The following is a 19,679-nucleotide window of genomic DNA, read 5'->3' on the forward strand; positions in this document are numbered from 1 at the left end:
ACAGGCTTGGACTTTATGATTGTGAATTTGGCAGATTAATTTATAGGTATGTTTTTATGTTGAGGTGTAATAGTGGTTAAAGGCTAGCCGATTAGGGCTTAGCCTGTCGCTGTTGATTGCTAATTTACTCATTTCCAGCATTACAATGTTAGTAATAATTGCCTGATTATCATGACACTTACCGCAACAAATAGTATGCCCGTGATTAAATCCACATAGCGGCTGTTGCGCTCTAGCATAGATTTAATATCGCCTTTAGAAATCACGATCGCTAAACCGCCAAACCACAATGCGGTCAGAGCAAAAAATAAGCCACTAGCTGTTATCTTAGTTGCTAAGTCAAGATCTGGCGGGACCAACGCTGAAAGCAAGGTAATGAAAAATAACATAGCTTTGGGGTTTAGCAGGTTAGTATAAAACCCGATTAAAAAGCCACACTGAGTCGCCATAGGTTTAGCGGCTATGGTTTGTTCTTTGTCATCAAGTGTTTGTTTTTGTGTAAATGCTGTTGCTTGCCATTGCTTAAATGCACTGGTTAATGCGCCTATACCTATCCAGGCTAAATAGGCCGCGCCCATGAGCTGAATGATGGTGTAAGCCAACACTGAATTTGCAATTAATATTCCCATACCAGTCAAACTTAACGCACAGTGAATAAGAATGGCAGTGGCTATACCGAATGCACAGGCTAGGGCAACGGTACGATTTTGTTGGCTGGCAAGTTTAACTATGATGGCAAAATCAGGCCCTGGGCTCACTAGAGCGATAAAGTGGAGTACGCTGAGCGTGAGTAACAGTGAATAATCCATGAAAGAGTCGGTCATTATTTATGTGGGGCCGCATTATCACTGATCCCGCGTGGGAACACCATTATCAAAGTTCGCTAATGTAGAATAAGTGATTAATAAGTAAATTATTTCAATCATCAATCTTATGAGAAGTACCTTGCTATTGATTGCAATGGATGAATCATTAGCACTTAGGCGTCTTGTCCAAATCCCTAGGCAGTTTTTACTATAGCGCTGCAGCAAATAATGATAAATTTAGCTAATTCTGGTGGGTGGCGACAATCACTACATCCAATTGATAAACCATTAGCACGGAGTAACCTGTGAAAGGACAAATCTTAAGAGAAATGAAAGTACTCAAGGCGATTGAACCTGAGTATGAAGTTCAACGTAGAGTTGCCTTTATCAAAGCTAAGTTGTTAGAAGCTAATAGCCGATATTTAGTGCTTGGGATCAGTGGTGGTGTTGATTCATCCGTTACTGGACGTTTATGTCAATTGGCCATTAATGAACTTAATAAGCCTGTAACGGATAAACTATATCAATTTATTGCTGTGCGCCTACCATATGAAATTCAGCAAGATGAAGCGGAAGCTCAGTTAGCTTGTCAGTTTATTCAACCATCGTCACTCTTAACCGTTAATATTGGTGATGGCGTTGAAGGTATACATAATGCAACCCTTAACGCGGCGGCAAGTGTGCTTGATAGTAATATCAATGTCGATTTTGTTAAGGGCAATGTTAAAGCGCGGATGCGCATGATAGCTCAATATGAAATAGCGGGATTATGTTCAGGACTTGTGGTTGGCACAGATCATAGCGCCGAAAATTTAACTGGTTTTTATACTAAATGGGGTGATGGCGCCTGCGATTTAGCTCCCTTATTTGGTTTGAATAAACGTCAAATTCGCCAGCTCGCCAAATATTTAGGCGCGCCAGACCAATTAGTTTATAAGGCGCCGACAGCAGATCTTGAAGAAAACAAACCATTATTGCCAGATGAAGTGGCATTAGGGTTAACTTACGATCAAATTGATGATTTTTTAGAAGGTAAAGATGTCGGTGAAACAGTCGATAAAAAACTTATCGGCATTTATAAGCGCACTCAGCATAAGCGCCAGCCTATCCCGACGCTATATGACTAACTGATTAACTCGTTCGCCATCGCGCCATGGCATTGCCCGTGGCGCTAAATCTATTAGTCTAACACTATGCTATTTAAGCGATAGATGATTCGCACAAGGAGAATTGATGGCAACCTGTGCATATGACTTGGTTTCTTCCTTGTTTTTTCGCTTGGTATAAGTTTTCATCGGCAATACTCAGCCATTTATCTAGGGCTGAGCCAAATTTAGCCGCGCAATTAAAACCACCGATACTCGCCGTCACCTTAAATGGTGTTTCTGCTCCATAATGAATTGAAAGTTGTTCAATCTGCTCCCTAAAGTGCTCTAAGTGGGCAATTAATGTGGCTTGTTCATAGCCAGATAGAATAATTAAAAACTCTTCGCCGCCATAGCGCGCTAAAATATCGGTTTCACGCCTAAAATGCTGCTTTAATAATACGCTTACCTGCCGTAAACATTGATCGCCTGCTAAATGCCCATAGGTATCGTTAACGGTTTTAAAATGGTCAAGATCCAATAGAATGACGGCCAGATTTTCTTGGTTGCGTTGGCAGTATTCCTGCGCGATAATAAATAACTGTTCGCCATGGCGTCGATTAGATAGCTGAGTTAAGCCATCTTGAGTCGCTAATTGTTGGAGCTTGTCATTGACCTGTTTCAGCTCAAGGGTGCGAATAGTGACTTTCTCTTCCAGCGCTAATTGATGGGCTAATAACTGTTGCTGATTTAGTGATATTTGCTCATACAAGCTAATCACTTCAATCGGCGTATGCTGGGTAAATTCCACCTTTATGTTTTGAGTATCTTTATTGGTTACGCACCGACTAATAAGCTCTAACGGTCGAGTCTGAATGCGGCTAATAATGCCAGCTAGACTCATAGCTAATGCAATCGCTAGCCATAAAAATCCAAAGGTATAAAAATACAGTTGTTGAGCCGACATTAATAATGGCTCAAAAGGTTGTAATACCATTAAACGTAATCCATTATCAAATGAGCGAGTAAGATAGATATATTCCGGCGCATTAGTCGATAAATCATGTAAATTTATCATGTTAAATGGAGTGCTATAGCCCTCTCCTGAGTGTCGATATTTAAGCGCGCTTAGCAAAGGCAGTGTTAATGACGGTGATGAATAAATAATATAGCCCTTGGCATCTGTAATAATGACCAGCGGCTGAGACTGATTAGCGCTCTCTATATTAGTAGTAAACATCTGTGGTAAATTAAAAGTCGCCAATAGATGACCTAAAAGCTGCTTATCTTGCTGTGATATTACGTCTATGGTTAAGGTTAACTTATCAAGGCGAGTCGTTTCTTGTGTAAAGCTTGGCGGCTTTTCTGCCTCGACCCTAGGGATACGGCTGTTTGACTTGCTTTGGAAAAGGCTGGCAGGCTCAGTGTCCATTATCAGCGGTGTAATCGCTTGATATTTTAAGGTTAAATAGTCCGCGTTATGCTCGACTAATTGATTGATATCAATATTTATCGCATCGGTTGTATCTGCCGATAAACCTAACCACAGCGCCATAGTCGATAAGGATTTATGGTGATCCTCAAATGAATGTTCGAGTGTTTGATATTGATAATTCAAAGAGTCATTGAGCTTATTTAACAGCAATTGCTGTTGTTGATGCAGATGCGAATAGTTAAGGAATAAGGTCGAAATTAATAATGCGGCTGTGATAATAAGGCAAAATATATAGGTTAGGTGTGAGTTAAACGATCTCCGCGGATGATATGGAAAACGGTCAAATTGATATAAGTAGGGCCAAACCAATAAGATTAATGCGGCTATTGCCGTATAAAGTAAGCCATTAATCGCTTGTTTAAGCAAAATGAAGGGTAAATGATTGATGGGTAATTGGGTGAATACTAGCGTGTAAAAATAAAAAATCACTGGCGCAAGCAATAACCAAAACAGCATGCTGGCATATAAAATATAAATGTTTTTTCTACGCGCAAACCCCAATACTATGGCCTCAATGGCCAAAAATACGAAGATAAACCAATTCCCCCAAGATAGAAACAAACCTAGGGCACAGAGCATAGCTGTGAGTAATGCAAACCATGGCCCCGCCAACACAGCAATAATAACTAAAGCCGTATTACCAAAAATTAGCTGCACGTTAGCAAATAATGGAATAGGAAAGAGGTTGAGTATTAGGCCTATGACGCCAAAAATAACACTTAACATCAAATTTGTTTGGTATTTACTGGGTTGTTGCACGTATAAGCCTTTAATAGTCGCGAGAAAATGCTGTGTTGCAAATATGTTGCGTCTTGTGCGTATGTTACTTGTTTCTGTGTCAACTTGCATCAGTTACTTGAGGATAATGCTGCGCCAATCAGTATTAGCCGTGCGTGATTAACTGCTTTGAACTAATAATGCCAGTCACCCAGTAGGTTTGAGTCACCAATAAATAGCACGAACATAAAGCTGAATTTGCTTGATACGAGTTTCTTGGTAGTACAAGTGTAAATGTTGGCGTTATAGGTGAGTGAAGGGCAAAATTTAGCAAACTAAGTGTATATTCAGGTGTATGTCTAGGTGTATCTCAAGGTGTGAGCCTAGTTGAATGGCTATTAGTTAGTTGAGCTATCAAATCGCAGCTGTCGATATAAATAGGCGCTGCGCTCAAGATTGCTCCTGATGCCGGTGGCAACGCCTATAGTTTAAAAATCTTAAAAATCTTAAAAATCTTAAAAATCTTAAAAATCTTAAAAATCTTAAAAATCTTAAAAATCTTAAAAATGTTAAGTGGTTAAAAGTCGGCATCCACTTGGAAGGTCATTAACTTGCCACTGATAGGATGGCTCAAGGTTAGGGATTCAGCATGAAGATGCAGGCGGTTAGCAACTTGTCCATAGAGATCATCACCCACCATAGGCATATTTAAGCCGCGAGCATGGGCGCAGTGCACACGCAGTTGATGAGTGCGGCCAGTTGTTGGATATAAATACAGTTTAGTTTTTTGGCCAATATGCTCAATCACTTGCCACTCGGTGATGGCTTCTTTGCCGTGTTCATGACACACAAGTTGCCTTGGTCTGTCATCTAAATCACCGCGCAAGGGCAGGCTAATAGTGCCGCTAGCTATGCTTAGCTTGCCATCTATTAAGGCGACATAGCGCTTACTGGCCGTGCGCTGAATAAACTGCCGTTGCAACGCTTTATGCGCATCTTTAGTTAAGGCAATCACCATTAAGCCCGAGGTCGACATATCAAGGCGATGGACAATTAAAGGCCCGGTCGCAGCAGGAAACATCAGTTGCGCGCGGCTAAATACCGAATCCGTGACTTGCTTACCTGGCACAGATAAAAATTCGGCCGGTTTATTGATGATAGCCAAGGCCTCATCTTGATAAATAATCTCGATAGATTTGCCTGCCGCGGTATTTTGCAGCAATGGATTAGCATCCACAGTTAATCCGTGCAGCATGTGGCTTAAAATCGGATGGCATTTACGCTGACAAGCGGGGTAGTAGTATTTATGTTGACGCACTTGGGATTTAGGTGAAGCGCCCCACCAAAACTCAGCCATAGCAATAGGTTGGTAATTATGACTAAAGGCATAATGCAGCAATTTTGGCGCGGCGCATTCACCAGAGCCTGCTGGCGGGGTTAATTCTACGGTCGATGTAAAGATGCTATGCAGGCTTTTACTCTCGCCTTTGATATTTAAAAAACGGTATTGCTCAAACAAGCGTTGTTGCAACTCATTGGACAGTTGTTTTCGCTCGGTTTGCAATCGCTCAATATCGCAAGTTAATCGTGATAAGGCGTGCTGCGCCGAATCGATTTGTTGCTGCCAAGCAAGCTTAGTATCACGTAAATGCAGTTTTTCTCGCACGCTTTGCTGACTAAGCTCAAGGGCTAATGTTTGTCCTTGCTGTTCAAGCGCTAATAAGTCCTCGCCCTTGGCACTATCACGCTTTGCTTGCCACTGCTCGCGCGCTAATTTGCGCTGCGCTCGTGCCACTATCATGGCTTGCCTTAGCGCGGCAATAGCAAGGTCTGCCTGTTGTTCAATCTGCTTAAGGTGCCGCTGACAGTCACTTAACTCATGTGCGGCTTGTTTATGTGTGACTTGGCGGTTTAAATCATCGATATAACGCTTTTGCTCAACAAAGAAATTATCGGCTTGCAGCATGTCATACACGGGCGGTACAAAGCCTGTAATGTGATTACTGTTAGCCAATTTTCCTGAAAATGAGCTGAGGTAGCCTAATTCGCCGGCTTGATTGCGCACCACCAGTACGCCAAACATTTTGCCTATGGCAAATGAATCGCTATCGTCTAAGCCGAAATTATGTTGCCACTCGTGTGGGGCGCTAAGATAAGCCTGCAGCGACTGCGCCGCTAATACACAAAGCGGATGCGGCTGATAGTAAAAGGGGAAGGTGAAGCGTGCTGGCAATTCAATTTCTTGAGCAATATCTGGCAGTAAGGTGAAGCAAGCGTCGGTCATTGACATAAAATAAGTTACATTCGGCGAGTAAACTAAGGCGGCCGCTATTCTACCTGTTCGCGCCATAGAGATCATGGCTTAATTCGACTCGCCATAGCGTGTAGCAATAGGAGTGTAGGAATGAGTGTGTAGTCATTAGATTGTAGCGATAGAATTGTCAGGATCGGAGCGTTAGTAGGGTGGGTGTTTTAACGAGTTGGCTTGCTGCTGGGCTTTGCTAATTAATGGCTAATTAATGACTAATTTATATGCTAACTGGCGGCGACTAGTTTCCCGCAATTTACTTTTTGCGACAGACCTTTTATGACGAGCTTGCCGCGACTTGCTATCGCGGCAATGCTTGGGGAGTTTGTTTCTGTAAGGCGTTAGTTAATCGTCAAATTGCCCTAAGAAAGTCGCTGATGGCATAAAATAAATGGCGCCAGTTTTCGCATCCACAAAATCTAATAAGCGATCGTAATCGCCATTGTCATCGGCAAAAATCATTTGTTTTAATGAGGTGTTGATAATCTCTGGGGTCGATGCAAAACCCACGAAAAAGGTGCCATGTTCTTTGGCATTACCCCAAGGGCGGTTTTGTCTTAGCATCTTAATTTCAACATCATCAATTTCAACTTTACTCTTGGCATTGTGCGCCCACGCTGGTTTGACATCGTCATCGAGCTCAACGTTATCCATTTTAGTGCGACCAATCACTTGCTCTTGATATTCGGTATGCTGCGCTTCCCATTGATCGAGATTATCCACATAACGTTGAGTCGTGAGATAACTACCCCCTTGGTGCAGTTCAATATCTTGTTGCACTAATACGGCCTCAACGCGCTCGTCTCCGGTTGGATTTTCAGTGCCATCGACAAAATCAATCATGTCGCGGTTATCTAAATACTTATAGCCTTGAATATCTTCGGTAAGCTCAGCGATGGCTTGTAAGTCACGCATGACTAGCTTGGCTGCTTGGAAGTTGAGATCGATGCGATTTGATTTAATCATCACAAAAATATCGCCAGCGGTGGCAGGAAAAACCCGCGTGCCTTCACGCATTTCTGTAAAGGGTTGCAGCTGCGCTGGCATTGGCATGCTTGGGAATAACTGCGGCCAAGCATTAGCCGAAAAACCTATGCTAATCGTGAGGCTTGCGTCTAAATCTTTTTGGTTAATGGATTTAGTGATGACATCCAGTTTGGCCAAGCAATGGGTAATTTGTGCACTTAAATGATTAGTATCAAGCCCTTGTTCAAGTACAAAGGTCATATACTCAGCATGAGTGGTAGGATTTGATAGCACACCGGGTTGGGCCAAGTTACTTAACACTGTCATGGGTCACTCCTGCAAATATTGATGATAATCGCATTATTAATTCATTACTCATTGGTAATGTTAGCGTTAGCTTATCAATCAAGGCGGTTTACGATACGTTAATTTATGAACTTACTATACGTAGTTAACATAGTGAGTGGTATCCACATAAATCAGAATTAATCCCGCGAGTAACTCCTTGCTAATTTCGCTAATTCCTCGCTAACACCTTCGGCTAATCCGCGCTAATCGCAGCGCTTTGCTATGCACGACAACATCACCAAGCGCCCAAATTTAGCCATTACAGGGCGTATCGGCAGGCAAAGCTTGTAGGCTCAGTTCTTGCGCCACTGTGGTCATGGCTTGGGTTAGCTGAGTTAATTGCGCAGAGCTAATAGTGTAGGGCGGCATAATATAAATAAAATGGCCAAATGGGCGAACCCATACCCCAAGTTCTACAAACCTTGGCTGCAGCAAACTGGTATTGACCGCTGAGTGCATTTCAATGACGCCCACGGCGCCTAACACGCGCACCTCTTTTACTGCGCTAAAGTGTGCCGCTTGTGCCAGTTGTTGTTGTAACTGCTGTTCAATATTGGCCACTTGTTGTTGCCAATCACCAGTTTCAAGAATGGCTAAACTGGCGCTGGCGGCAGCGCATGCCAGCGGATTAGCCATAAAGGTAGGGCCATGCATAAATACTGAGGTCGAAGATTGGCTGATGCCGCGCGCTATTTCATCCGTGCATAAGGTTGCCGCCAAGCTGATGTGACCGCCAGTTAGCGCTTTACCTAAGCACAGAATATCCGCTTCAATATCAGCGTGTTGATAGGCAAAGAGCTTACCTGTGCGGCCAAAGCCGGTGGCGATTTCATCCAAAATCAAAAGCACATCATATTGAATGCAAAGACGGCGTAATAGCTTAAGGTACTCAGGGCTATAAAAGAACATAGCGCCTGCGCCTTGCATTATAGGTTCAATGATACAAGCTGCTAACTCTTGGTGATTCTTCGCAAATAAGGTTTCTAAGGCGCTAATCTCCTCGGGAGTTAGTGCTTGCGTAAACGGCGTGCGCGGCGCAGGTCCAAAGCACTGCGGGCTTAAGGCATGATTAAACAGATTGTGCATGCCGTTATCTGGGTCACACACGCTCATGGCAGCAAAGGTGTCCCCATGGTAACCATGTTTAAGCGTTAACATTTGCTGCTTTAGGCTGTGACCGCGCCCATGCCAATATTGCATTGCCATTTTCATAGCCACTTCAACGGCGACTGAGCCTGAATCACTGTAAAAAATCTTAGTTAACTGCGGGCTAGTCATCGCCAGTAACTGTTTGCCTAAGCGGATGGCGGGTTCATGGGTCAAACCGCCAAACATCACATGGCTAAGTTGCTGTAATTGCGACTGCATGGCTGCAACAATCTGCGGATGACTGTAACCATGAACACACGACCACCAAGAGCTAGTGCCATCAATGAGTTGCCGACCATCCGCTAACGTCAGTAGGCAAGCATCACCAGAAACCACCCCAAACACTTGGGCGGGTTGCTCGAGATTGCTATAAGGGTGCCAAAGATGCTGACGGTCGAAGGAGTAGTCGATGCTGTTGCTCATATTTTAATCGTTAGTAAATGTTAAGTTGGCAGATTGATTGACAGTTTACGACCTGAGGTTATGCTAGCCAAGTTAAAATTACTCAGGGAACCCTATGTCTACTCAGTGTCGCCACGATTGGCAAAAGCATGAAATTGAAGCCTTGTTTGCATTACCTATGAACGATTTACTGTTTCAGGCGCACAGCATTCATCGGCAGTCATTTGATGCTAACCAAGTGCAGATTAGTCGCTTATTGTCGATTAAAACGGGAGCATGCCCTGAGGATTGTAAATATTGTCCGCAAAGCGCTCGCTATGATACTGGCCTTGAAAAAGAGCGTTTGCTGGAAATTGATAAAGTGATCACTGAAGCTCGAAGCGCCAAGGCTGCTGGTGCCAGTCGTTTTTGTATGGGCGCCGCTTGGCGTAATCCGCGGGATAAGGACATTCCGTATCTTGCTGACATGGTGCGTGAAGTCAAATCCTTAGGGCTTGAAACCTGTATGACCTTGGGGATGTTAAATCAGCAGCAGGCGCAGCAATTGGCTGACGCTGGGCTTGATTATTACAACCATAATCTAGATACCTCGCCAGAGTTTTACGGCGATATTATTACCACTCGCACCTACGCTGATCGTTTAGATACCCTTGAACATGTGCGTTCTGCCGGCATGAAGGTCTGCTCTGGCGGTATTGTCGGCATGGGGGAAACCACCACCGACAGAGCCAGTTTATTGCAGCAATTAGCTAATCTGCCAAGACACCCTGAATCTGTGCCTATCAATATGCTGGTTAAAGTTGCGGGAACGCCGTTAGACAAGGTGGAAGATTTAGATCCCCTCGAGTTTGTACGCACCATTGCTGTGGCTAGAATTGTGATGCCGCAATCAAGGGTGCGCTTATCGGCGGGGCGCGAAAAGATGTCAGAAGAACTGCAAGCCATGTGTTTCTTTGCTGGCGCCAACTCGATTTTTTACGGTTGCAAACTGCTAACCACTAATAATCCTGAAGAAAATCAAGATATGCAGTTGTTTAAAAAGTTAGGGTTAACGCCAGAGCAAGGCGCAGTGGCCAGCGCGACTATCGCCCGTGAGCAAGATGTGATGGCAAGCGTTAAAGCCAAACAAGATAAAACCAATAATGCATTATTTTTTGATGCTGGAGCCTTGTAAGTGACGCCATTTGCTCACTGGCAACAAGGATTGGCGGCAACCTTAACTAGCCAAGCCAGCCTTGGCTTGTTGCGACAGCGTAAGCTTGCCCATATTGACTCAACTCATGCTGAGCCGCCGTTAGCTGAGGTCGATTTTAGTAGCAATGATTATTTAGGGTTAGCGCGGGATAACGATATCGCGGCGGCGCTTGCGAAGGGCGTTGCTGTATTTGGTCATGGCAGCACGGCATCGCCATTAATTAGTGGTTATAGCCAAGCCCATCTTGAGTTAGAGCAGCACTTATGTATGGCGGCGGGGCACGATGCCGCGTTACTTTTTTGCTCAGGCTTTAGTGCCAATGTCAGTTTATTTAAAACCTTATTTACGGGCAGAGACGTGATTGTCGCCGACAAACTGATGCACGCGTCAGCCTTAGATGGTATTGCAGATAGCGGCGCTAAATTAGTGCGCTTTACCCATAACGATGTCGCGTCTGCCAAGGCGCAGTTGCAACGCTTAGCTGAAAAAGGCACGCCTGCGACGGCATTAGTCACTGAATCGGTATTTAGTATGGATGGCGATGAAGCGCCATTGGCAGAGCTAAAACAGCTTGCTACTCAATATGGTTGCGGCTTGATTGTGGATGATGCCCATGGTTTTGGCTGGCGGCCTTTAGCCGTAGTGCCAGATATTCACTTAATCACCTTTGGTAAGGCGCTTGGCGGTCAAGGCGCCGCGATTTTAAGTCAGAATATTGTGATTGATTATTTAGTGAGCCATAGCCGCGCTTATATCTATTCAACCGCGTTATCTCCGGCAAGTTGCATGGCAGTGAGTGCCGCGGTAACTAAAGCCAAAGAGTCGTCATTAGTGGCTAAGCTGAGGGCTAACATTGCTTATTTTCAAGAAAAAGCCAAGGAGCTAGGCATAGCTATCATGGCATCAAACAGCCCAATTCAAGGGGTGTTGACCTATGATATTCAGGCGACTATGGCCTTAGCCGCAGCGCTGCGTACACAAGGACTCAAAGTGGGTGCCATTCGCCCACCGACCGTGCCTAAAGGCCAGTGCCGCTTACGTATTACCTTAAGCGCCGCCCATCAGCACACTGACATAGACAGATTATTAACGAGCTTAAGCCATCTGTTAGCGCAAGAGGCCAATCACTTAAACGCCGTTAGCTAATTGGCTAAATTAACAGTCAAATTAAGAGCCAAACAATAGTCACAATCTTTTTTGAATCATGCCCTTAAGCATTTACCGTGGAGCAGTCGCTTAATGATTACATCGATCATGGCTTGGGTTGTTGATAGCTATAGTTTTCGAGAGAAATAATTGTCGATAGCGATGGCGAAGGCTATGTATAGACGGATAGACATTGGCTTACCGATACAAATGGTTATCGATAAAAATTAGCTTATCGATACAAAATAGCAGGAGGCGAGATGGCCACTGAAAACCTTATCGCCAGTCACTTTTCAAGAGCTGCCACTGGCTATCTTGAGCACAATCGAGTGCAGCGTATTTGTCAGCAGCAATTGTTATCTGGTTTAGGCCAAGGTCAAACATTACTGGATATTGGCGCTGGGCCAGGCACAGATTTTAGTCAGCATACACAGGCTCATACCCAAGTTTATGCCTTAGATATTGCCGGCGGCATGCTGCAACAATTAAAGCGCCATTATCCCGCCTATCAGGTGCTGCAAGGGGACGCCCAGCAGCTCCCGTTGGCAGATAACAGCATGGATGTTATTTATTCCAACTTAGCCTTGCAGTGGTGCCCTGATATTAATCAGGTGGCGCGTGAACTTAGCCGCGTATGTCGCCCTGATGGCCAAATATCCTTAAGCATAGTGACCGCGGGCAGTTTGCCTGAACTCAACGCGCTGAACTTACAGGTCAATGCCTTTGATGCCGGTTGCGATATTATTGACGCCTTTAGTCTTAAGGATTGGCAAGCCTTAAATGCCAGCACCCAAGCTATCACAGTGCATTTTAAGGATGTCCGTGAATTGCTGTATTCCATCAAAGGGGTAGGGGCCAACACGACCTTAGCCAATCAAGGCGCGGGGCGTAAAGGATTAATGTCGCGCCGCTATTGGTTAGAGCTAGTTGCTCGAGCAGAAGCATTGCGCCAAATGGAGGGTATTCCATTGACTTACCATATCACTTTTATCCATATGAGGCGCTTATGATGAAGCCGACCCTATTTATTACCGGCACAGATACTGACAGTGGTAAAACGCTGATTGCCAGTGGCTTGTTGCATTTAGCTCGCTCACAAGGATTAGAGACCCAAGGCTATAAGCCGCTGGCTTCTGGTTGCGTTAATACTGAACACGGCCTGCGTAATCCCGATGCACTGGCGCTAATGGCCGAATCATCGCTGGGGCTTGATTATCAAGAGGTCAATCCGTTTGCATTTGAGCCCGCGATTGCGCCGCATATAGCCGCGGCCAAAGATGGACAAGATATCTCCATGGCTCAAGTCTCTGATGCGCTGCTCGCCATTGGGAGCGCTAGCTTTGCTGCGCAGCTGGTGGAAGGGGCGGGCGGTTGGCGTCTGCCTTTAGTGACGGGTGAGTATTTATCTGATGTAGTTCAAGCGCAGCAATGGCAAGTGGTGCTGGTGGTCGGCATGAAACTTGGCTGTTTAAATCACGCCATCTTAAGCGCTGAAACCATTTTGGCGGACGGTTTGAGTTTAGTAGGCTGGGTTGCGAATCTCGTGGATCCTGACATGAGCTGCTTTGATGAGAATCTTGCGAGCCTGCAGCAAATGATGCCAGCGCCATGCTTAGGGGTGGTTCCATATTTAGAAAGTGCTAATGCCAAGCAAGCGGCAGCCTATTTACAGCTGCCGACGTGTTGGCAAAGTTAACAGTTAACTGCTAAGCGCTAACTCAGTGGTGAGTTCAGAGCCTTAGTGGCTGAGAGAAAGCGTACTTCCAGGTGCAATTTCTTGATGCTGGATGGCGCCGCAAAAGTAATAGGCAGGGTTGCAACCCAGTAGACTTAAGCTTTGCCCTTGCAAATGTAAGGCTGAACCTTCTTGCAGGCCAATCACCGCCGCATTGCTATCAACTCGAGTAAACTCTTCAATCCGCTGCGCGCGAGTTTCACCATTGTGACCAGCTTGCACATAGTCACTGTAATGCGGGTTTAATTGATAGGGCACCAATGCCAAGGCCTCAAAACTTGGCGGATAAATGATGGGCATATCATTGGTGGTGCGAATGCTAAGACCAGCAATGTTAGCCCCTGCGCTCCAACCTATATAGGGCTTGCCTGCGGCCACGGCCGATTGGATAGTCGCCAATAAATCAAAGCGATACAGTTCATGAAGTAAGTGAAAAGTATTGCCACCACCAACAACAATCACATCGCAATCGGCGATGGCTTGCTGGTAGTCGGAATATTGATGAATGCTCGTCAATTCAATGGCTAAAGGCGCTAAACCTATGGCGACTTGCGCCAAATAATCATCATATTCAAGGCTAGCATCGGCAAAAGGAATAAATAACCATTTCTTAGTGGTTAAGCTAAAAGGCCGCATAAATTCAATGGCATGGCTTAAGTAAGGTGTCGCTTGGTATTTTGAACTGCTTAACAATAACGCTTGAGTGGTCATGATTCGGATCTCATTTTTCTTTTTGGGCTTGAAACTGGTTAACTTGGGTAAGAGGATATCAATTTATTGATAATTAATGCAGCATGTTAGCCTATCTAAGTCATGATTAAGTTTGGCTTAATTAACTGTTCTTAGACTATTTACTGCCAAACAAAGTAGGTTGTGCCCCTTGAATTTTGGTAATTCAGACATATTATGTCATTAGACAGGTCATCTTGGCACAAAGTGCCCTATTAGGAGCGTTAATGAAACGTATATTCTTATTGATTGTAACTAACTTAGCTATATTGCTGGTTGCATCAATCGTCATGTCACTCTTAGGTGTCAATACCTCTACCATGAGTGGATTATTGGTATTTGCTGCGATTTTTGGTTTTGGTGGCGCGTTCGTCAGCTTGGCCATTTCCAAGTGGATGGCAAAGAAAACCATGGGGTTACAAGTTATTACTCGTGCGCGTGATAGCTCTGAGCAGTGGTTGTTAGACACTGTGGCTCGTCAAGCGCAGCAAGTTGGGATCAAGATGCCAGAAGTGGCTATTTATGATTCACCAGAATTAAACGCCTTTGCGACTGGCCCAAGTAAAAATAACTCGTTAGTGGCTGTTAGCACTGGCTTGTTATATAACATGTCTCAAGGTGAAGTTGAGGCTGTGTTAGCTCATGAAGTTAGCCACGTAGCTAATGGTGATATGGTGACCTTGACCTTAATTCAAGGCGTAGTGAATACCTTCGTTATTTTTGCTGCCCGCGTAGTTGCCGGTATTATTAATAACTTCGTAGCAAGTAACGATGAAGAAGGCCAAGGCTTAGGCATGTTTGCCTATATGGCAGTGGTGTTTGTACTCGACATGCTGTTTGGTATTTTGGCGTCAATCATAGTGGCTTACGTTTCACGTATTCGTGAATACAGTGCCGATGAAGGCGGCGCTCGTTTAGCCGGTAAAGATAAAATGATTGCCGCGTTAGAGCGTTTACGTAATGGCCCAGAAGCCGGCGCTATGCCAGCATCAATGGCGGCCTTTGGTATTAACGGTAAGCGCAGCTTAACCGAATTATTAATGAGCCACCCACCGTTAGATAAGCGTATTCAAGCTTTACGCCAATCATAATAGTTAATTTCAATTATAAAAAAGGAGACCCTGTCTCCTTTTTTATTTTCTGCAATAGTGACTTCTCATATTAAGTACATGAGATAGCGCACAGTTCATAAATGCTATGGCTGCTAAAATAGGGGGACTACTTTTTTACTGCACTCTTGATTAGGTTGCGCTAAATTAGTATGAGTAGACATACATAATTACAGGTTGCCACAAGCTCAGAACGCAAGTGAAGCTTATTGTAGGCACCATCTTCGGAGGATATATCGTGAGCAATAAATTACTGAGCATATTATTCGGCGCTGCTATCGCCTTATCACCAGCCGCTTTTGCTGCAGATGAAAATCTGGCTGACTTCCACGCTGAAATGGGTGGCTGTGAAAGCTGTCACGCCAATGGCGAGCCTTCTGCTGATGGCGCATTTGAATTTCAACAATGCCAATCTTGCCACGGTTCTTTAGCTGAAATGAGTGCAAACCACAAAGCCCATGATGGCGTGCTGACTTGTGCTGATTGTCATGCTCCGCATGACATGAATGTTGGCCAAAAGCCAACATGTGATGCTTGTCATGACGATGGTCGTAAAGCACAATAATATTGAATTAATAAAAAGGCCGGCTTTTAGCCGGCCTTTTTATTGGGCGCTATTTATTCATGGTTATTGATTGTTATTCATCTATCTATGGGTGGCCGCGCTAGGTATTTTTTACCTGAAAACATCGCAGAGATAGTGCCAGGTTGGCTGGTGACTTCTTGGCGAATAGCGCCAATAATATGCAGTACGAGTAATATCCATAATAGATAGGCGCCGTACAAATGAATCTTACCTACTAGGCCTTTTACCGGCGATAACTTTTGTTCCTGCTCAGTATTCACCCCTGTTTTATCATAAGGTTTGATGCTTGCAGGGGATACGCCATCATCCGCTAAATAACTTTGTATCATATGGCCAAAGGGGGGGTAATAAATATCAGTTCCAGCGCGAAATAAACCGCTAGTTGCCATGGTAATGAGTAACAGATACAGCGCCATTACTGCTAATCGCCCTAACGGGTTATGCCCCAAATATTGCGGTGGCGAGTCTGATTTGATGGCTTGTAAATAAGGCTTAATTTCGTTTGACTTACGAGCGCTAAATAATGCGCGCCAGCTATTTTTCCCTGAAAGCATAAAACCTGCCAGTAATCGCACGACCAAATTAATCACAAACACATAGCCAAATAATACATGTATTTGTTTTAAGCCTATTTTAGCGGCAAGTCCTTCAATCCCAAGCTCAGCCTTAAACATCATGACCAAGCCTAATAAGCTGAGGGTGAAAATGAGTAAGACATTGATCCAATGAAATAGTCTTACCGATAAATGCCACACTTTATACTCTTGGATTTCCATAGTATTGCCTAAGTTTTTTAAGATTGAATTAAGTGTACGCCATTTCATTTAAAAAAATGCTTACAAATAGATTACTTAATTATTATGAATGACTACAAATCTTGGTATCTGTAGGTGTGACAAGGGATTGGTGGCTGGTTAGCTTATTTGGTAATAACTAAGATACTGATTGTTACAGCACATTGACGTTACTTTCTTGTTAAAAAATCGCAGCTGCAATACAATCCCATGAATAGATTAGGGATACTTGCTTGATGCTGTCTGTATCAAGCGGAATTTGCCAATACAATTATCAGGGAGTAGATAATGTTTAAGGTCAAAAAATGGATTTTAGTATCACGTTCGTCGCTACTGAGCGACTTGCTACACCACTATTGGCCGCAAGAATTCTTAATTAAATTAAATGCCCGCACCCCAGACCAAGTCACTAATGTGGAATTAAGTCAGCATTCATTAATGCTGATAGATTTATCCTCTGTAGATTTGCAAACCGCCTATCAACTCACGCGTTTAGCGGAAAAGCTAATTGCTCCCATTAAATTAGTGTATTTACATTACCCGCGAAAAGCCGATGCCGCCTTTATATTAAATCCGTTAAAAACCGCCGGAATTTTTTATTGCAATAATAGTTTGGCTGAGATTTCAGCAGGGCTTAATGGCATATTGCGCGGCCAGCATGTTATTCCAGCTGCGATTGCTGAAAAAATCGTAAATATGGAGAGCCTAGATAGTGAAATGCTCACTTTGCGTGAACGCGAAGTGTTGCAAGCCTTATTGTGCGGTTCTACCAATCAAGATATCGCTAAAAAACTGTATGTCAGTGAAAGTACTATTAAGACCCATCTTTATCGCGCGTTTCGTAAAATCGGGGTAACGAGTCGCGGTCAAGCCATTGCTTGGGCGCAGCAAAATATGCACGAGGTGAGGGTGTAAGCCATTACATCGGCGTGAGGGATGAGCTCCGCGTTCGCAAATCTGGTTATCACTGATGACTGATTTATAAAGCAACCGATAAAGATGAGTGAATACTCCCGTAGAAACTAACGGGAGTACTCACTTAGTTCAGGCCAAGAATGCCGCGTTAAATGCCAAGCTGCATAGTAGCAACATACCAAACACATAAGACACCAAGCACGTAAGACAACGCCAGAGCTCACAATATTTATTCCAATTACAGCCAGCGCTTTAGCTTTGCTTCATCGGTAATAGTAAAGTGCACTGTATCTAAGGGCGGCGCCATTAGCGGTAAGATTCCGCTGAGTAACTGGTCGCGGCGAAAATAGTGCAATTCAATCTGGCTTGCCTTTGGGTAATCTTGCAGATTTTCCATAAATTTAGCGGTGACTTTTAAGCCGTTGGCTGCAATTAAGACATCGCCAGCGCTGAGTCCTGCTAACATAGCTGGGCTGTCTTGGCGCACATTTTTAATCACGAGCCCATGACTTTCAGCGCTAAACTGCGCGCCAACATCCCAGCGTGCGGGCGTTAATGCTTGGCCGCCGTTATCTTGCGGATTGGCTTTGGCGCGCACATGCATAGTCACCCCAACTTGCTTGAATAACTCAACGAGCGGAATATCTAAGGTGTTGTCGATATAGCTAAACATGTCGGTCGCATCGCGGCCTAACACTTGCGTGACTAATGCTTGATGGCTGGAGTTATCCGTGCCTATACCTGTGAGACCATGTTGCTGCCATAACAGGCGCATCACATCATCAAGGCTGGCATTGGCGCTTTCAAGGCGAATGGTTAAATCCACAAATAGCGCAAATAAAGCGCCTTTAGTGTAGTAAGACACTATGGCGTTTTGTGCATTTTCATCTTGCTGATAAAACTTAGTCCAAGCGTTAAAGCTTGAATCACCAAGGCTTTGTTTACTTCGACCTTGGCTGCGGTACACCCGCGTTAAAGTTTGCGCCAGTTGCGCTAAATACTGGGATGGGGAAATCACCCCAGATCTATAGGTCATCAAGTCATCGTAATAAGAGGTAATACCTTCATAGGCCCATAATTGGCGGGTATAGGTTTCTTGACTCAGTTGATAAGGAATAAATGGCTGCGGTTTAATTCGCTTGACGTTCCAGCTATGAAAATACTCATGGCTGCATAAGGATAAATAGCCAAGATAGCCATCATTAATTGGCTGCTGGAAAGTAAGCGGTAAATCTGAGCGACTACACATAAGCGCTGTTGAATTTCTATGCTCTAGGCCGCCAAAACCATTGTCGAGCACAGCTGTCATAAATAGGTAGTCAGTAAAAGGGGCTGACGTACCAAATAAGGCGATTTGACCGCGACAAATCTTAGTTAAATCACTGGCTAAACGCTGCAAACATGGGCTGCTGTCTTGCGCTAACGCATCGGGTAAGCGGCCAGCTAAAACAATGTCATGGGGCACGCCATCAACATCAAAGCTATGGTGGGCAAACAGGCCCAATTCAAAGGGATGATCTATGAGTTCATCGTAACTCTTGGCCATAAAGTCGCCATAGTGCCATTTAGCGCCAGTAACGCGCTTAAGACCTGTGGCAAGTAGCCAGTGCTCAGGCCCTGCGACTGTGACTTTATGAGGGCTATCTTCTAAGCCTTCAAAGCCTACAAATACGCTACTGCCATTAAAAAAGCCGCGCTCGTTATTAAGAAAGGCGCTGCGCACCGATAAATCGGCGGCATACACTTGATAGCTTAAGGAAAATTCAGTGCAATTATTCACAAGCTGCCAGCGCTGCTTATCTAATTGCACCAGCGCCAATGGCTCGCCGTTGACATCATGGGCCTTGATATCAATAAGATGACGGGCAAAATCACGGATCATATAACTGCCAGGGATCCAGGCGGGAAGATAGAAAATCTGTTGCGGCTTGGCTGAGCTCACATCAATAGTGACATCAAATAAATGAGCCAAATAGTGGTGCGCATTAATCTGGTAATGTGGCATAGGTTAATCCCAATCTGAATCCTGATAGATGTTGCTCCTATGCTAGCAAAATTTACTTGATTACTCAGGGATTTTGCTGAGCCTAGTGGCAATTTCCTGCGCTTATTAATTCCAGAACTTCTCAATACGAGATGTTTGGCAATGGCCGAACTAAGGCTAGGTTAAAGGCGAATCACAAGCTGAGCTTTC

At 44.4% G+C, this 19,679-nt stretch carries 16 protein-coding genes; 8 read left to right on the forward strand and 8 right to left on the reverse strand.

Features of this window, described 5'->3' with window-relative positions; all coding sequences use genetic code 11:
- Positions 1-140: 140 nt before the first annotated feature.
- Positions 141-809 (reverse strand): LysE family translocator, encoded by a 669-nt coding sequence (locus tag AC1HDP_RS02320; RefSeq protein WP_479637510.1) that lies wholly within the window; start codon positions 807-809, stop codon positions 141-143.
- A gap of 302 nt (positions 810-1,111) precedes the next feature.
- Between AC1HDP_RS02320 and nadE the strand changes: the two genes are divergently transcribed.
- The gene (gene nadE / locus AC1HDP_RS02325) at positions 1,112-1,933 is read left to right on the forward strand and encodes an ammonia-dependent NAD(+) synthetase (RefSeq protein WP_479637511.1); all 822 of its coding nucleotides are present in this window, start codon (positions 1,112-1,114) and stop codon (positions 1,931-1,933) included.
- Positions 1,934-2,006: 73 nt separating this feature from the next.
- On the opposite strand, the gene AC1HDP_RS02330 is transcribed toward nadE, so the two are convergent.
- The 4 genes from AC1HDP_RS02330 to bioA form a co-directional block, all read right to left on the reverse strand.
- Positions 2,007-4,145 (reverse strand): diguanylate cyclase, encoded by a 2,139-nt coding sequence (locus AC1HDP_RS02330; protein WP_479637512.1) that lies wholly within the window; start codon positions 4,143-4,145, stop codon positions 2,007-2,009.
- A gap of 535 nt (positions 4,146-4,680) precedes the next feature.
- Positions 4,681-6,393: a pseudouridine synthase gene (locus tag AC1HDP_RS02335; RefSeq protein WP_479637513.1), complete on the reverse strand. Its 1,713-nt coding sequence runs from the start codon at positions 6,391-6,393 to the stop codon at positions 4,681-4,683.
- Positions 6,394-6,756: 363 nt separating this feature from the next.
- Complete coding sequence (locus AC1HDP_RS02340) at positions 6,757-7,704, reverse strand: Dyp-type peroxidase (protein ID WP_479637514.1); 948 nt, start codon at positions 7,702-7,704, stop codon at positions 6,757-6,759.
- Positions 7,705-7,977: 273 nt separating this feature from the next.
- Positions 7,978-9,297: an adenosylmethionine--8-amino-7-oxononanoate transaminase gene (gene bioA / locus AC1HDP_RS02345; protein WP_479637515.1), complete on the reverse strand. Its 1,320-nt coding sequence runs from the start codon at positions 9,295-9,297 to the stop codon at positions 7,978-7,980.
- Positions 9,298-9,391: 94 nt separating this feature from the next.
- Here bioA and bioB point away from each other — a divergent pair, with 94 nt between their 5' ends.
- The 4 genes from bioB (at position 9,392) to bioD (ending at position 13,313) form a co-directional block, all read left to right on the forward strand.
- Positions 9,392-10,450 (forward strand): biotin synthase BioB, encoded by a 1,059-nt coding sequence (gene bioB / locus AC1HDP_RS02350; RefSeq protein WP_140932297.1) that lies wholly within the window; start codon positions 9,392-9,394, stop codon positions 10,448-10,450.
- The gene (locus AC1HDP_RS02355) at positions 10,451-11,617 is read left to right on the forward strand and encodes an aminotransferase class I/II-fold pyridoxal phosphate-dependent enzyme (RefSeq protein WP_479637516.1); all 1,167 of its coding nucleotides are present in this window, start codon (positions 10,451-10,453) and stop codon (positions 11,615-11,617) included.
- 260 nt (positions 11,618-11,877) lie between these two features.
- A complete protein-coding gene (gene bioC / locus AC1HDP_RS02360) occupies positions 11,878-12,627 on the forward strand; it encodes a malonyl-ACP O-methyltransferase BioC (protein ID WP_479637517.1) in 750 nt (249 codons plus the stop codon).
- Positions 12,624-13,313, forward strand: coding sequence for a dethiobiotin synthase (gene bioD, locus AC1HDP_RS02365; RefSeq protein ID WP_479637518.1), 690 nt, complete (start codon positions 12,624-12,626; stop codon positions 13,311-13,313). The genes bioC and bioD overlap by 4 nt, the downstream gene beginning before the upstream one ends.
- 42 nt (positions 13,314-13,355) lie before the next feature.
- Here the strand turns inward: bioD and pepE are convergent, their stop codons facing one another.
- Positions 13,356-14,063 (reverse strand): dipeptidase PepE, encoded by a 708-nt coding sequence (pepE, locus tag AC1HDP_RS02370; RefSeq protein WP_479637519.1) that lies wholly within the window; start codon positions 14,061-14,063, stop codon positions 13,356-13,358.
- Between the two features lie 245 nt (positions 14,064-14,308).
- On the opposite strand from pepE, the gene htpX reads away from it, so the two are divergent.
- Positions 14,309-15,172 carry a protease HtpX gene (gene htpX / locus AC1HDP_RS02375; protein ID WP_479637520.1) on the forward strand — a complete coding sequence of 288 codons (864 nt, stop codon included), beginning with the start codon at positions 14,309-14,311 and terminating at the stop codon, positions 15,170-15,172.
- Between the two features lie 256 nt (positions 15,173-15,428).
- Positions 15,429-15,755 carry a cytochrome c3 family protein gene (locus AC1HDP_RS02380; protein ID WP_140932302.1) on the forward strand — a complete coding sequence of 109 codons (327 nt, stop codon included), beginning with the start codon at positions 15,429-15,431 and terminating at the stop codon, positions 15,753-15,755.
- 77 nt (positions 15,756-15,832) lie between these two features.
- On the opposite strand, the gene AC1HDP_RS02385 is transcribed toward AC1HDP_RS02380, so the two are convergent.
- Positions 15,833-16,600 (reverse strand): cytochrome b/b6 domain-containing protein, encoded by a 768-nt coding sequence (locus AC1HDP_RS02385; RefSeq protein WP_479637521.1) that lies wholly within the window; start codon positions 16,598-16,600, stop codon positions 15,833-15,835.
- A gap of 258 nt (positions 16,601-16,858) precedes the next feature.
- Here AC1HDP_RS02385 and AC1HDP_RS02390 point away from each other — a divergent pair, with 258 nt between their 5' ends.
- Positions 16,859-17,485 (forward strand): LuxR C-terminal-related transcriptional regulator, encoded by a 627-nt coding sequence (locus AC1HDP_RS02390; protein ID WP_479637522.1) that lies wholly within the window; start codon positions 16,859-16,861, stop codon positions 17,483-17,485.
- 238 nt (positions 17,486-17,723) lie between these two features.
- On the opposite strand, the gene AC1HDP_RS02395 is transcribed toward AC1HDP_RS02390, so the two are convergent.
- On the reverse strand, positions 17,724-19,490 hold the full coding sequence (locus AC1HDP_RS02395) for a M61 family metallopeptidase (RefSeq protein WP_479637523.1): 1,767 nt from the start codon (positions 19,488-19,490) through the stop codon (positions 17,724-17,726).
- Between the last annotated feature and the right edge of the window lie 189 nt (positions 19,491-19,679).

It is taken from the genome of Shewanella sp. ISS20 (assembly GCF_056522965.1).

Excerpts from the sequence above, each read along its gene's own strand:
- AC1HDP_RS02395 (WP_479637523.1), bottom strand. The coding sequence starts at position 19,490 with ATGCCACATTACCAGATTAATGCGCACCACTATTTGGCTCATTTATTT.
- AC1HDP_RS02385 (WP_479637521.1), bottom strand. The coding sequence starts at position 16,600 with ATGAAATGGCGTACACTTAATTCAATCTTAAAAAACTTAGGCAATACT.
- bioB (WP_140932297.1), top strand. The coding sequence starts at position 9,392 with ATGTCTACTCAGTGTCGCCACGATTGGCAAAAGCATGAAATTGAAGCC.
- htpX (WP_479637520.1), top strand. The coding sequence starts at position 14,309 with ATGAAACGTATATTCTTATTGATTGTAACTAACTTAGCTATATTGCTG.
- bioD (WP_479637518.1), top strand. The coding sequence starts at position 12,624 with ATGATGAAGCCGACCCTATTTATTACCGGCACAGATACTGACAGTGGT.
- AC1HDP_RS02340 (WP_479637514.1), bottom strand. The coding sequence starts at position 7,704 with ATGACAGTGTTAAGTAACTTGGCCCAACCCGGTGTGCTATCAAATCCT.
- AC1HDP_RS02335 (WP_479637513.1), bottom strand. The coding sequence starts at position 6,393 with ATGTCAATGACCGACGCTTGCTTCACCTTACTGCCAGATATTGCTCAA.
- pepE (WP_479637519.1), bottom strand. The coding sequence starts at position 14,063 with ATGACCACTCAAGCGTTATTGTTAAGCAGTTCAAAATACCAAGCGACA.
- AC1HDP_RS02390 (WP_479637522.1), top strand. The coding sequence starts at position 16,859 with ATGTTTAAGGTCAAAAAATGGATTTTAGTATCACGTTCGTCGCTACTG.
- AC1HDP_RS02320 (WP_479637510.1), bottom strand. The coding sequence starts at position 809 with ATGGATTATTCACTGTTACTCACGCTCAGCGTACTCCACTTTATCGCT.
- bioC (WP_479637517.1), top strand. The coding sequence starts at position 11,878 with ATGGCCACTGAAAACCTTATCGCCAGTCACTTTTCAAGAGCTGCCACT.
- bioA (WP_479637515.1), bottom strand. The coding sequence starts at position 9,297 with ATGAGCAACAGCATCGACTACTCCTTCGACCGTCAGCATCTTTGGCAC.